Origin of the sequence: Methylosarcina fibrata AML-C10 (genome assembly GCF_000372865.1) — a bacterium.
Lineage (GTDB): Bacteria > Pseudomonadota > Gammaproteobacteria > Methylococcales > Methylomonadaceae > Methylosarcina > Methylosarcina fibrata.
Genome location: NZ_KB889965.1, coordinates 1,097,618 through 1,111,507, shown reverse-complemented (window position 1 = coordinate 1,111,507; position 13,890 = coordinate 1,097,618). Strand labels below are relative to the sequence as shown.

General features: G+C 55.7%; 11 protein-coding genes. 8 read left to right on the top strand and 3 right to left on the bottom strand.

The features are described from left to right. Nucleotides 1–142 precede the first annotated feature (142 nt). Genes A3OW_RS0105380 through A3OW_RS0105365 form a run of 4 tightly spaced genes read left to right on the top strand, consistent with a single transcriptional unit; the run spans nucleotide 143 to nucleotide 6,793 of the window. The gene (locus A3OW_RS0105380) at nucleotides 143–1,600 is read left to right on the top strand and encodes a DUF3375 domain-containing protein (RefSeq protein WP_020562404.1); all 1,458 of its coding nucleotides are present in this window, start codon (nucleotides 143–145) and stop codon (nucleotides 1,598–1,600) included. After that, nucleotides 1,600–2,214: a DUF4194 domain-containing protein gene (locus tag A3OW_RS0105375; RefSeq protein ID WP_020562403.1), complete on the top strand. Its 615-nt coding sequence runs from the start codon at nucleotides 1,600–1,602 to the stop codon at nucleotides 2,212–2,214. Before A3OW_RS0105380 ends, A3OW_RS0105375 begins: the two co-directional genes overlap by 1 nt. Continuing rightward, a complete protein-coding gene (locus A3OW_RS0105370; RefSeq protein ID WP_020562402.1) occupies nucleotides 2,211–5,588 on the top strand; it encodes an ATP-binding protein in 3,378 nt (1,125 codons plus the stop codon). Before A3OW_RS0105375 ends, A3OW_RS0105370 begins: the two co-directional genes overlap by 4 nt. Next, nucleotides 5,585–6,793 carry a DUF3322 domain-containing protein gene (locus A3OW_RS0105365; protein ID WP_020562401.1) on the top strand — a complete coding sequence of 403 codons (1,209 nt, stop codon included), beginning with the start codon at nucleotides 5,585–5,587 and terminating at the stop codon, nucleotides 6,791–6,793. The genes A3OW_RS0105370 and A3OW_RS0105365 overlap by 4 nt, the downstream gene beginning before the upstream one ends. Nucleotides 6,794–6,913: 120 nt before the next feature. Here the strand turns inward: A3OW_RS0105365 and A3OW_RS24155 are convergent, their stop codons facing one another. After that, complete coding sequence (locus A3OW_RS24155; RefSeq protein WP_020562400.1) at nucleotides 6,914–7,228, bottom strand: hypothetical protein; 315 nt, start codon at nucleotides 7,226–7,228, stop codon at nucleotides 6,914–6,916. 136 nt (nucleotides 7,229–7,364) lie between these two features. Between A3OW_RS24155 and A3OW_RS0105355 the strand changes: the two genes are divergently transcribed. The 4 genes from A3OW_RS0105355 (at nucleotide 7,365) to A3OW_RS27620 (ending at nucleotide 11,413) form a co-directional block, all read left to right on the top strand. Then, nucleotides 7,365–8,258, top strand: a complete 894-nt coding sequence (locus A3OW_RS0105355) for a LysR substrate-binding domain-containing protein (RefSeq protein WP_020562399.1) — start codon at nucleotides 7,365–7,367, stop codon at nucleotides 8,256–8,258. A 322-nt stretch (nucleotides 8,259–8,580) separates the two neighbouring features. Then, on the top strand, nucleotides 8,581–9,924 hold the full coding sequence (locus A3OW_RS0105345; protein ID WP_020562397.1) for an InlB B-repeat-containing protein: 1,344 nt from the start codon (nucleotides 8,581–8,583) through the stop codon (nucleotides 9,922–9,924). A gap of 766 nt (nucleotides 9,925–10,690) precedes the next feature. After that, entirely contained in the window at nucleotides 10,691–10,864 is a 174-nt protein-coding gene (locus A3OW_RS28200; RefSeq protein ID WP_020562396.1) for a hypothetical protein, read from the top strand. A gap of 366 nt (nucleotides 10,865–11,230) precedes the next feature. Next, a complete protein-coding gene (locus tag A3OW_RS27620) occupies nucleotides 11,231–11,413 on the top strand; it encodes a hypothetical protein (protein WP_157385796.1) in 183 nt (60 codons plus the stop codon). 73 nt (nucleotides 11,414–11,486) lie between these two features. On the opposite strand, the gene A3OW_RS0105330 is transcribed toward A3OW_RS27620, so the two are convergent. Together A3OW_RS0105330 and A3OW_RS24150 are read right to left on the bottom strand one after the other, a co-directional pair. After that, nucleotides 11,487–11,855, bottom strand: a complete 369-nt coding sequence (locus tag A3OW_RS0105330; RefSeq protein WP_020562394.1) for a hypothetical protein — start codon at nucleotides 11,853–11,855, stop codon at nucleotides 11,487–11,489. 316 nt (nucleotides 11,856–12,171) lie between these two features. Further along, nucleotides 12,172–13,515, bottom strand: a complete 1,344-nt coding sequence (locus A3OW_RS24150) for a TolB family protein (protein ID WP_020562392.1) — start codon at nucleotides 13,513–13,515, stop codon at nucleotides 12,172–12,174. Nucleotides 13,516–13,890: the final 375 nt, after the last annotated feature.

Here is a 13,890-nt window from a genome sequence, read left to right as displayed (position 1 = left end):
CAAATCACGCCAGGATTGATACAAATAATCTTCGATTTCAAGGTTGTCGTCATCAATGAAATTAAAACCTCAATGCGTATTACCATTTACCCACCTGAGTGCAACATCAAGTCCATCCGTTTTATGAGATAAGCATCATTTAATGGCCTTCGATTACTTTACCCTGGATACCTTGCGTGCCCATCACCCCGCGTGGCGTCTTTTGCGTTCCGATCACGCGCCGTTGATGGCGTCTTTCCTGCACCGGGCGTTTGTCGTGCCCAATCGGCGCGTCATTGCCGCGGCAGATCTGGCGGAGGCGTTGGAAGACGAGCTGTATGGTCTGCGCGAGAGCCTGGGAGGAGACGCTTTTCCGAAACCGGCGCTCAACTATCTGAATGATTGGGCAAGTCCGGAAAAAGGATGGCTGCGCAAATTCTACCGGCAGGGCTCGGATGAGCCGCAGTTCGATTTGACGCCGGCCACGGAAAAGGCCATTGCCTGGCTCGGCACGTTGACCGAGCGCAGTTTTGTCGGCACCGAATCGCGTTTGCTGACGTTGTTCGCGCTGTTGAAACAGATCAGCGAAGGCAGCGAAGCCGATCCGGCCAAGCGCATCGCCGAACTGCACAAGCGGCGCGACGAGATCGACAGCGAGATCGCACGGATTGCGGCGGGCGATGTGCCGATGCTGGACGATACCGCGTTGAAGGAGCGTTTTCAGCAATTCATGCAACTGGCGCGCGAACTGCTGACCGACTTTCGTGAGGTGGAGCATAATTTCCGGATGCTGGACAGGCGGGTGCGCGAACGGATCGCTTTGTGGGAAGGCGCCAAAGGCGAACTGCTGGAAGAAATCATGGGCGAGAGCGATGCCATTGCCGATTCCGATCAGGGGCGGAGCTTTCAGGCGTTCTGGGATTTTCTGATGTCCAGCCGCCGTCAGGAAGAATTGTCGGCCTTGCTCGAGCACGTGCTTTCCCTGTCGCCGATCGATGAACTGAAACCCGATGCCCGTACCCGCCGAGTGCATTACGACTGGCTGGAAGCCGGCGAGCATACCCAGCGAACGGTCGCCCGCCTTTCGCAGCAGCTCAGACGTTTTCTGGACGATAAGGCCTGGCTGGAAAACCGCCGGATCATGGATTTGCTGCACAGCATCGAAACGAAGGCGTTGAAGCTGCGCGATGCACCGCCGGCCGGCGAAGTGACGATGATTGCCGACACGGGTGCCAAAGTGGAACTGGCATTGGAGCGGCCCTTATTTACGCCGTCGGTCAAACCGGTGTTCGCGGATGTCGAACTCGAAGCCGGCGAGGCCGAGGTGGCTGTCGATGCGCTGTATTCGCAGGTCGTTATCGACAAGGCGCAACTGGCCCGTCATATTCAGCGAGCATTGCAGGCTACGGCGCAAGTGACCCTGCGCGACCTGACCGAGACACAGCCACTCCGGCAGGGGCTCGCCGAACTGGTCGCCTATTTGCAACTGGGCAGCGAGCAGTTCGCGACCGTCGTGGACGAGGCTCGTGAAGAGACGATCAGTTGGCAAGGCCGCGATGCCGGCGGCGGGCGGGTTGTCAAACACGCCAGGCTGCCGCGCGTGATTTTTGTGAGAGACTGATGGAACCCGACATTGCAACGGAACACCCTGCCGATTTATCGGCATTGGCGATTCACCTGCTGAAAGGCGTGATTTACCGCGACGGCAACGAAGGCTTATGGTCCGCGCTGCTCAATCTGCAAACCCGGGTCCGAGACTATATGTCGGTGATCGGCCTGGAGTTGATACTGGACGAGGCCGAAGGCTACGCCTTTCTGCGTGCCAGAGCCGACGACGATCCGGAGGCCGGGAAAATGCCGCGCCTGATCGCGCGCCGGCCGCTGTCGTTTCCGGTGAGCCTGCTGTTGGTGCTGCTGCGCAAGAAGCTGGCCGAATTCGATGCGGTCGGCGGCGATACGCTGCTGGTGCTGACGCGCGACGAAATCGCCGAACTGATCCGGGTGTTTTTACCGGACAGCAGCAACGAAGCCCGTTTGCTCGACCAGATCGAAACCCATATCAACAAAGTCGTCGAACTGGGTTTTTTGCGCCGGCTGAAGGGCGACGGCAATGCAGCCGGTTTTGAAGTCCGGCGCATTTTGAAAGCCTTCGTCGATGCGCAATGGCTGGCGGATTTCGACGCCAGACTGGCGGTCTACCTGGCGCAGTTGACCGGAGCGGAAGAAAACTCATGAACCAACCCTATACCCTGGAACTGGACTTCGTCGCCGACGATGCCTTGTCCGGCTTCCGCCTGATGCGTCTGGAGGTGCTGAACTGGGGCACCTTCAACGGCCGGGTCTGGACGCTGCAACTGGACGGTAAAAACGGCCTGTTGACCGGCGACATCGGTTCGGGCAAATCCACTCTGGTGGACGCGGTGACCACCCTGCTGGTGCCGGCCAACCGCATCGCCTACAACAAAGCCGCCGGCGCGGACGGCAAGGAGCGCAGTTTGCGCTCCTATGTGTTGGGCCATTACAAGTCCGAGCGCAACGACGTCACCGGCACCGCCAAACCGGTGGCCTTGCGCGACGCCAACAGTTATTCGGTGATACTGGGCGTGTTCCACAACGCCGGCTACGACAAGACCGTCACCTTGGCGCAGGTGTTCTGGCTGAAAGACGCCCAGGGCCAGCCGGCGCGCTTTTATGTCGGCGCCGAGCGCGAACTGGGCATTGCCGAGGACTTCAGCCGTTTCGGTTCGGACATCGGCCAGTTGCGCAAAAAACTGCGCGACGTGGGCGCCGAAATCGAGGACAGCTTTGTCAAGTACGGGGCGTGGTTCCGCCGCCAGATGGGTATAGGCAACGAACAAGCCCTGGAACTGTTCCATCAGACCGTGTCGATGAAATCGGTCGGCAATCTGACCGACTTCGTGCGCAGCCACATGCTGGAACCTTTCGACACGGCTTCCCGCATCCAGGCCTTGATCGCCCATTTCGACGACCTGAACCGCGCTCACGAAGCGGTATTGAAAGCCAAACGCCAGGTGGAACTCTTGACGCCCCTGACCGCCGATTGCCGCCGCCACGAAGAACTGGGCAAGGACATTGCAGAATTGCGCGCGGCCCGCGATGCGCTGAGAAGCTATTTTTCCGGTTTGAAGCTGGCATTGCTGGATAAACGGCTGGTTTCGCTGCAGGAGGACTGGGAGCGGCAGAATGCGCAGGTCGAGCGATTGCAGGAACAGCGCAGCGCGGAAAACCGCCGGATCGGCGAATTGAAACAGGCCGTGGCCGAAAACGGCGGCGACCGGCTGGAACGTCTGAAGGCCGAAATCCAGATCATGGAAAAGGAGCGGGACCGGCGCAAACAGCGGGCGGACCGTTATGCGGAACTCTTGCGGCAAGTCGGCGAGCAGCCAGCCGCCGACGAAGCGGGATTTTTGCAGCAGCGCCGACAATGGGCGGAGCGGGCCGAGGGCCTCAGACAAGAAGATGCGGAGCTGGAAAACCGCAAAAGCGAGCGCGATTTTGAGTTCCGAACGGTCTGCGAGCAACACAAGGCTCTGCAGGAAGAAATCGCCGACCTGAAATCCCGCCGCAGCAACATCGAAAAAACGCAGATCGAAATCCGCGCCGCGTTGTGCCGAGCCTTGAATCTGGCCGAAGGCGACATGCCCTTCGCCGGCGAATTATTGCAGGTGCGCGAAGAAGAAGCGGATTGGGAAGGCGCGGCCGAACGCCTGCTGCGCGGTTTCGGCCTGTCGCTGCTGGTGCCGGACAGGCATTATGCGGACGTGGCTGCCTGGGTGGACCGCAACCATTTGAAGGGGCGCCTGGTGTATTTTCACGTGCGGCCTTCCCGGCGCGCCGACATGCCCGATCTGCACCGCGATTCCCTGGTGCGCAAGCTCGCCGTCAAACCCGATTCGCCGTTCTACGACTGGCTGGAACGGGAATTGGCCCACCGCTTCGACGTCGCCTGTTGCACGACGCAGGAACAGTTCCGCCGCGAACAGCGGGCCATCACTCAGGCAGGCCAAATCAAGGATCCGAGCGGCCGGCACGAAAAAGACGACCGTCACCGTATCGACGACCGCAGCCGCTACGTGCTGGGCTGGAGCAATGCCGCCAAGATTGCCGCGCTGGAGATGCAAGCCCGCCGGCTGGAAAGCCGCATCGCCGAAATCGGCGGCCAGATCGGCGCCTTGCAGGCCCAGCGTAAAGCCCTGCAGGACGGATTGGAAGTGTTGGCCCGACTGAAAGAATTCGGCCAGTTCGAAGAGTTGGACTGGCCGGCACCGGCGGCCGAAATCGCCCGCCTGCAGGACGACTTGCGCAAACTGGAGTCGTCGTCCGACGTGTTGCGGCAACTGACCGGACAATTGCAACAGGCCGAAGAGCAACTGAAAATCACCGAAGCCGCCTGGGAGGAGGCCAGGGACAAACGCTCGAAAACCGAACAAAAACAGCAAAACGCGGCGGAGCTTAAAGAGCAAACGCGGTCGCTGATGACGGTCGACGCCGCGCCTCTGCTGGAAAAACTGGAAGCGCTGCGCGGCGAAGCCTTGGGCGATCACTCATTGACGGTCGAATCCTGCGACCACCGCGAGCAGGAGGTACGCAAGTGGCTGCAGGAGCGCATCGATGCCGAAGACCGCCGGTTGAAGAATCTGCGCGACAAAATCATCCAACAGATGATGGCTTTCAAGGACGAATTCAAACTGGAAACCGCCGAATTCGACGCCGGCATCGAGGCGGCTTTCGAATACCGGAACCTGCTCGACAAACTGGCCGGCGACGACCTGCCGCGCTTCGAGGCCCGCTTCAAGGAATTGCTGAACGTCAACACGATCAACGAAATCGCTAATTTCAACGCCCAACTGTCGCGCGAGCGCGAAACCATCAAGGAACGCATCGCCCGCATCAACGAATCCTTGACCCAGATCGACTACAATCAGGGCCGTTACATCGTGTTGGTGTCGCAGCCGAGCCCCGACGCCGACGTCCGCGATTTCCAGAGCGATCTTCGGGCCTGCACCGAAGGCGCGTTGACCGGTTCGGAAGACGCGCAATATTCCGAAGCCAAGTTTCTGCAGGTCAAGGCCATCATCGACCGCTTCCGCGGCCGCGAAGGGCTGACCGACCAGGACAGGCGCTGGACGGGCAAAGTCACCGACGTGCGCAACTGGTTCGTATTCGCCGCCAGCGAGCGCTGGCGGGCCGACGACAGCGAGCACGAGCATTACTCCGATTCCGGCGGCAAATCGGGCGGGCAGAAGGAAAAACTGGCGTACACGATCCTGGCCGCCAGCCTGGCCTACCAGTTCGGCCTGGAATGGGGCGCGCTGCGCTCGCGTTCGTTCCGTTTCGTCGTCATCGACGAAGCCTTCGGCCGCGGTTCCGACGAGTCGGCCCAATACGGCCTGAGGCTATTCGAGCAGCTCAATTTGCAATTGTTGATTGTTACACCGCTGCAAAAAATCCATATCATCGAACCTTTCGTCTCGAACGTCGGCTTCGTTTTCAATGAACAAGGCAGCGCTTCCCAATTACGCAATCTGTCCATCGAGGAATACCGGGAGGAAAATGCCCGAAGGCGCTCCTCCGGTGAGCTTGCATGAGCACCGGCAAAGCCGTGGCCGAAAAAACAACATGGACCCGCCCGGCCGATTTACGTGCGCAGGTGCAAAAACTATGGGACAAAGGGGAACTGTTGGCGCAGATGATCGATCGGGAAAACCGTTTTCCCAGACGGCTGATTTTGAAGGGGCCGACGTCGGCCGAAATCGCCGAACGGTTCGAGTCGGTTAGGTCGTGGGCAAAAGAGCTGATGGCCGCTCCGTATTGCCGGATCGAGCTGAAGACTTTTTCACACCGGATTTTCGGAACGAATGCTCTGCCCGGCGAAGTTTGGATCGACAGTCCGGACGATGCATTGGCGATGCTGGGCAAGCGCACCGAAGCCGGCCGTTTCGAAAGGATGGCGGAGGAAACCCGCCGGCGTCAGCCCTTGTTGTTGAACTGGCTGGCCAAACGGCCGCTGAAGGCGCTGGACTTGGCCGGGCAGTGGTCGTTGCTGATGGACGTCGTTGCGTGGCTGCAAGCCCATCCGCGGCCGGGGATTTATTTGCGGCAAGTCGACATTCCGGGCGTGCACAGCAAATTCATTGAAACGCATCGTGCGGTGCTTTCCGAATTGCTCGATCTCTGTTTGCCGCAGGAAGCCGTCAATCCAGACGCGAACGGCATCAGCGGTTTTACCGCGCGTTACGGTTTTCGGGACAAGCCGGTGCGCATACGGTTTCGCGTGCTGGATCCGTCCACGTCGCCGTTGCCGGGCTTGGGCCTGCCCGACGTCGCGCTGGACAGCCGGAGCTTTGCCGAATGGCCGATTTCGGTCGGGCGGGTATTCATTACCGAAAACGAGACGAATTTTTTGGCTTTTCCGGAGGTGGCGAACAGTCTGCTCATCTTCGGTTCGGGTTACGGCTGGGACAGCGTGTCGGGCATCCCTTGGCTCGCGGATTGCCGGATTTATTACTGGGGAGACATCGATACGCACGGCTTCGCCATCTTGAATCAACTACGGAACAAATTCGGCCACGTCGAATCGTTTCTGATGGATCGCGAAACCTTGATGATGCATCGGTCCGTCTGGGGAAACGAAAAAGACCAGGCACGCCAGGACTTGCCGCTGTTAACCCCGGAAGAAAAGGCTTTATTCGACGATCTGCGCGACAACAGGATCCGCAAAAACCTTCGCCTCGAGCAGGAATTTATCGGATTCGGCTGGCTTCAGAATGCAATTCTGAAGCTTCCGGGATAGGCGGCAATTCATACAAGACAGCGTTTTTGGGCAGGATGGACGCGCAAAAAAAAGGCCGGAGGACGTCCGGCCTTGAGGTTGGGTCATTCGTTCGTTGTCGGCCGCGCTTTTACGTCTCCGTTATTCTGAATTTTTCCCGTAACTGTAGATTGCCGGACCGGTAGCGGTGTCTACGTATTCTGCGTTGAAAACGGCGGCCGTTTCCTTGCCTGTATGCCGGTAACTGTAAATGGCCGGACCGTAAGCCTGATCGACGTAGATCAGTTCGGGAGATCGCGATATCTCAGCCGGAACGCTCGAGGGATAACCGTAAATGCCATGGTGAGCGGTGTGCGGCTGATAAATCAGTTCTGCATTCGTATCGGCATGAGCGGTCACTGCGATCAGACCGAGCAAGGCGCCGAGGCCAATGTTTTTGGTGGATGAAGCGTTCATGGTGTTCTCCTGTGGTTGTTTGAGTTAGCAAGCCAAGTCTTTTTGTTTGGCTTGGCGATAGAATAGCCAGAGGAGGTGTTAATGTATAATCGATTGTTTTAATCGTATCGATTGATAAAAGCTATCATAAAAGCCTATGAATCTGAGAGACCTGCATTACTTGATCGCCGTTGCCGATTTGAGAAGTTTCGGCCAAGCCGCCGAACGCTGCTTCATCAGCCAGCCGACCTTGAGTACCCAAATCAAAAAACTGGAAGACGAACTGGGCATTCAGATTTTCGAACGCACCAACAAGAAAGTGCTGCCTACCGAGCTGGGCGAGCAAGTCATTGCGTCGGCGCGGCGAATTTTGAAAGAGCAGAATGCGCTCAAGGAACTGGCCGCCACCGCCCGAAATCCGTTGGCCGGCAACCTGCGCCTCGGCGCTTTTCCGACGTTGGCGCCCTATCTGTTCCCTTCGCTGATTCCCTTGATACGGCAGGCGTTGCCGCTTGTTCGGCTGATCCTGGTCGAGGAAAAAACCGAGCCGTTGCTGAATCAATTAAGAAACGGGCAAATGGATTGCGCCTTGATGGCCCTGCCGATTCACGACGATTTTCTGGACTGCGAAGCCTTGTTCGAGGATGAATTTCTGCTCGCAGTGCCGGAAGGTCATCCGCTGGCGGATAAAGCGGAGATCGATCAGGAAGAATTGCAAGGAGAAACGTTGTTGCTGCTGGAGGAAGGCCACTGCCTGCGCGGACAGGCGCTGCAAATCTGTCAGGCCGCCGGTGTCGGCGAAGAGCAGGACGTCCGGGCCACCAGCCTCGAAACCTTGCGGCAAATGGTTCGTGCCGGCACCGGCATCACTTTCATGCCGCACCTTGCCGTGCGCGAAGAAACGGGCATCCTTTATCTGCCTTTCGCCCGGCCCGCCCCGAAACGGAAAATAGGCTTGGTCTGGCGCAGTACCAGTGCGAGAAAGCAGGTGATTTCGAAATTGAGCGAGCTGATCCGGCAAGCGGCGGGGCAGGGAAGAGCGCCTGCCTGAATCGAGAAGGGCGCGAGTCTTTCTTGACTCTTTCACTATTTCCACCCATCGCCGCCCGGATTGGATTGCTTGTGGTGCATTCTCCATCGGCACGTCTGTCGGCCCGCAGATTGACGCCGCGTCGGTGAGAGATCGGACGGCCGGCACTGCTGTTCGTCTTTACCGATCCTGAATAGATTCCGGAACATTTCCTACAAACACGTTTTCTATTGAACCTTGCCCCAGGATTCAGGAATACAGCAGTTAGCTTTTGCTGTTTTGCAACAGGCTCGGCTTCGAAATTCGGTTGAATCCATAATAAACAAAGTAGGCGGCATTAATCATGAAAACCAATAAACTCATTTTTTCCCTTTTACTTGCATCCACTCCTTTGATTGGCCAGCAAACCGCACAGGCAGCGGTCGCCGCCAACGGCAAGATTGCCTATACGGTATGCGATTACAATTCCAATATAGGCGGTTCGGTATGCGATATCTGGGTCATGGAAGCCGACGGCAGTAACCCGGTCAATTTAACCAATACGCCGGACCTATCGGAGTCAAGTCCGTCCTGGTCCGGAGACGGGCTCAAGATGGCGTTCACTCAGGATATCGGCAACTTCAATGCCAACATTTGGGTGATGGATGCCGATGGATCCAATCCGCAACAGGTGACTTTCAAGGATCAGCCCGATACCTATGCCTGGCAGGGCAGCCCCAGCATGTCGCCGGATGGACAAAAGATCGCGTTCATGCGCCACCGCCCTTTTTCTTACATGGGTGACCAAACCGACATATTCGTCATCAATACGGACGGTTCCGGGGAAATGCCCATTACCAACATCGAGCCGGACAGCGTTCCTTTCGACGAAATCGAACCGGCCTGGTCGCCGGACGGCAGCAAGATAGCATTTGCCGGAGTGCGCTTCGAACAATATACGGATCCGGGAACGGGGCAATTGATTCAAGGCGCTCAATACGAAATCGTTACCGTTAATCCCGACGGCAGCGGCGAGCAGATTGTTTCGGCCGGGACGGGCACCACGTCGAGAACGCAATTTTTGGAGGAGGACCGTGCGCCGGCATGGTCTCCCGACGGGACGCAAATTTTATTTATGAGCCAGAGCCAGGATCCCTCCTGCTGCGGCCCATGGCAAATCTGGAAAGTGAATAAGGATGGCAGCAACGATGCCAACTTGAGCAACGATGCCAGTGTCAACGACATGTTTCCGTCCTGGTCGCCGGACGGCACCCAGATTCTGTTCAGCCGCGCCGACGGTTTCGGCGGTTCGGATATTTACGTGATGCCTGCGCCCCTGGCAACGTCTGCTGTGGCGGCTGCGCTCTCTGTCGGAGCGGCCGCCACAGCCCAACCCTTGACCAACCTGGGCAACGCCGGAGATCCCGCTTGGGCGCCGGAAACCGGCGGCGTCTCAACTGTTTCGTTGACGATTATCAAATCGGGCGACGGCAAAGGGACGGTTAACAGTGATCCGGCGGGCATAAGATGCGGCACAATCTGCACCGCCGATTTTGAACCGAATACTCGAGTGACCTTAACCGCGCGACCTCAACTAAGAAGCAGATTCATCGGTTGGAGCGGCGCTTGCACCGGCTCGCGCAACCCGGTGTGCGTGGTGACCCTGGACGCAAGCAAGACGGTCACGGCAAAATTCCGGCGATTCTGATCCTGAATTTCGGCTTCATTGACGGCAGTCAACAATGCCGTCAATGAACAGACATCAATGCCCCCCTTCATCCTTACTGAAGCGCCCGGAACTCGGGCGTTTTTATCGATTCCGGCCAGGTCAGGCATTCAAAGGCCGGTTAATTCCCCCGAAAAATCCGACGACAGATTAAGAAGCGCGGCATGCGGTATTTTTTTGACAAGAATTCTATTCTCAATTGAGTACAAGCGATTCCGGACATCGAATTGACGGACTACTTTCCAGGTTTTATCCAATAGGCGAGGGTATAAAACAGAGCAGTTCCGGTAAAAAAATAAATCCATCCATGAAGCGATACCAGACCCCAAATGACGTCTGCGATAAACAATAGGCCAGCGAAAACGATGAAATTTTTAAGGAGTGATTTTAGTCGGTGGCTTCGTGTGCCCATGGTGAAAGCGCGCTCGCGTCCTCGTTCTAATGAAACCTTGAATCAGAGCTTCGGGTACGTTCGAAGAATGGCTTCATGACCATTGTGCAAATGCCCCATTGTGATCCAGTTGATTTCAACCTTCAAGCTTCGGTGGAAGCATGACGGGGCCATTGCGCGGAATCAAAAAGTCGGTCATTTCGGCCGAAAAATAGCCCGGGAACTGCCGAAACGCCGATGCAATGGCCCGGAAATAACAAAAAACCCGTAATGTCCGACAGTTAAATCGATATAGGCATATTTATTGCTTAACTTTCATGTTGCGTAATCTGAATAATTTACCGAACAAGAACCTGTATGTTACGAATTATTGAAAAATGGATGGATGCCGAACTGGTGTATGAACAGGACGGCTATTTTTTAAGGGTTTTATTGGGTGATCAAATAAAATCGGTTATTAAACTTAAGGCTGAAAACGACGAGGACGCCAGAAAAAAAGCTCGGCGGGCCATCTACGTCTTTCTGAATTGACGGAAAGAATCAAGGCGAGGCGGAATTGTTTGACTTTTCAGGCACGGAATACGGCAGAAATGGCCGTTTTTTGCCAGATGAAAGCGTTTTTTACAGCCAGCCAATAATCTCAAGGACAGGCCGGCCAATAAATGGCCTATGCTTTCAGCAAGGATTGAAAGAAGGGACTCGTCGGTTTGAGCGCTTTTTAGTCCTGTGCGGGGTTAAAAAATGCCGCGAATTTTCCTTATTTCTTACTGGAGAGTCAAAATGTTCAAGTTATTCTCCTTGTTTTTATTTTTGTTTGTTTTATCCGGTGCTTCGTTTGCAGATTATGAGGGCAAACACCGGATTATACCGGTACAGACGTTCAAGGACAGATTTACCATGAGCGAACTTGTTGCCATTTCCGCCGCATACACGGAGGACGACTACATCCGTGCCGCCGTAGCGAAATTAGCGAATGCGAATATCGTGGATCTGGACAGCGACCTGATTAAGAAAGACGTGGATTACTTAAGGTCGAAAGACATCCTGTCGGAAAATAGGGCCAGAGATATTCTGAAATAATGATTTTGTGCCGGTTTTACAGATATCCGGCAAATGCCCGATGCGCCGCTAAACGGTATTATTTCACGTCGGGTTAGACGTAAAGATCAAAGCCCAGCATCTGTTCTATCCGATCGCGTTCTTCCTGGTTTTCAGTGCGTTGATAGGCACTGACGGCGTCAAGATTGTAACGGCTGATGCCGGGGTCGCGGATCAGACGGTCGGCATCGGCGGTTGCCCCGTATTCGTATGGTCTGTATCGGAGCACGCCGGGAAGAGGGGAAACCGGCTGACGGCCCGGCGCAGAGTGAGACAGATCTTTCGCAATTGCGGGGACACACGGATGATCCTGGAGCGCACCGGCCTTTTCCGCACCGACAACCGCCGCGCTCTCTTTCCGTAGCCGCGGTTTGCAGACGGGATGGTAAAAGCCGGAACGGTCCGATAAACGAGATAGGTTCATGGGTGTAAAACGATGGAATCTGTTTGATTCGGATTATAAATCCTCGGATGGTTGGAAAACAACAGATTTTAATTGCTTGCTCCATTATCGCGGAGGCGCGGCGGCCGGCTTACCGGCGGAAAAATCGTTGCCGCCTTTCGCTGAGTCGACGGCGACGGTTCGGCAGGAAGGTAAACCCGGCTTGACCGTCTGCCATGGACCGTCCAGCCGAGCGTACGAATGGCAAGAAAACAACCCGAGTCTTTTTCGAATCGATTAAAAACTCGGGTTCGTTACAGGTGCCGGCGCCCTGGAGTTGCGGGCAAAGTGCGACCGGTTATTTACTGTCGTAAAGTAGGATGTCGGAAGTTCCGTTGCTGTCGCCGTCCACCAGAGTGTCGGCAAAAGATTCGTAGGTGACGTAACGGCCGTTGTTGCTGATGCCGGGACTGAAGTTGCCGCCGCCGGTGCCTTGCGTGCTGCCGTCGCCTTTGACCGACACCCGGGTAGTCACGCCGGTTTTGATGTCGTAGCGAAAGATGTCGGGCAGATTGTTGGTATCCCCTTCGACCAGATTCTTGGCGGCGGAAGAGTATACGATGTAGCGTCCGTTGCCGCTGATGCGCGGGCTCAGACTTTCTCCGTTGCCCGATTGTCCGCTGCTGTCGGCCGATACGAGTCGGGTAACGCCCGTGTTGGTATCGTAAAGAAAAATATCGGAGGTTCCGTTGTTGTCGTTGTCTACCAGATTACTGGCGTAGGAGCCGTAAACGATGTAGCGGCCGTTATTGCTGATGAACGGCGTGATGCTGTTGTCGTTGCCCTGACCCTTTGCCGTTACCGAAATCAGATAAGTCAGGCTTTTCTTTTTATCGAATAAAAAGATATCGGACGCGTCGTTGGCATCGCCGTCCACCAGATTGGTCGCATCGGATTGATAAACCACATAGCGGCCGTTGCCGCTGATGCGTGCAAAATAGCTTCCCGCGTCTCCCTGTGTGCCGGAGCTGCTCTTGGAAACCAGGGTGGTGAAATGGGTTTTTTTGTCGTAAAGAAAAATATCCCGACTTAAATTATTGTCGCCGCCGACGACGAGCCTGTTGGCATTGGATTCGTAAACGATAAAGCGCCCGCTGGAACTGATGGACGGTGTGAAACTGCCGCCGTTCGCCTGCAACTTGCCCAGAGGGTCCACCGAGACGCGGCGGGTAATCCCGGTCTGGATTTCATAAAGGAAAATGTCGGAGAAACCATTGGTATCGCCTTCCACCAGATTGTCGGCGAAGGAACTGAACACCACATACTTGAGATTGTTGCTGATGCGGGCGTCGAGGCTGTGGTCGTTTCCATGCGAGATTTTATAATTGACTCCTTTTTTCCGGTCGTACAGAAACACATCGGTAATGAGGTCGGAAGAGTCGCCGTCCACCAAATTGCTGGCGCTGGAATGATAAACGACATAGCGTCCGTTGTTGCTGATGGCAGGGTTGCTGCTGATGTCGTTGCCAGGGACGCCGGCGGGGCTTTTAGTAACCTGCGTCAGGCTGGTAGCGTTGCTGTTGACACTGAATAATGTCAATCCCAGAGACAGCGACAAGGCGGCGATGCGGTGGATGGCGGCTGTCGAACGATCGGCATTGGAACGGAGAATACTGACGTTATTTTGTAGGGGAGATTTCATTTAATTATTTTTCCTTGATGGTGAACGATTCATACGGTGACTGAGTTTGCCAGCCATGGAGCCGAAAGAAATCAGTTATTAACAGTATGGGAATATAGTAGCAGTCTATAGTGAGCTGTCAATTATGGAAGTAATTCTATCGGCAGGGGAAATTCAAAAAAGACGGCACACACAGCATGTAAGTCATAAAAAAGACAAATGACGAACGGGGGCTTGCTTTCTTCATCAACTCATTCGCACGGGCCTCGATGGCGTTCCGAAACGTTCTTTTCTGTTGATTCACAGATAAAGAGAAAATGGACCGGAACATGGAAAGTCATCCTGATTTGCCGCCGGCAAATGCTGGAAAAGTGAAACCGGTGAGCGCAAAGGCGG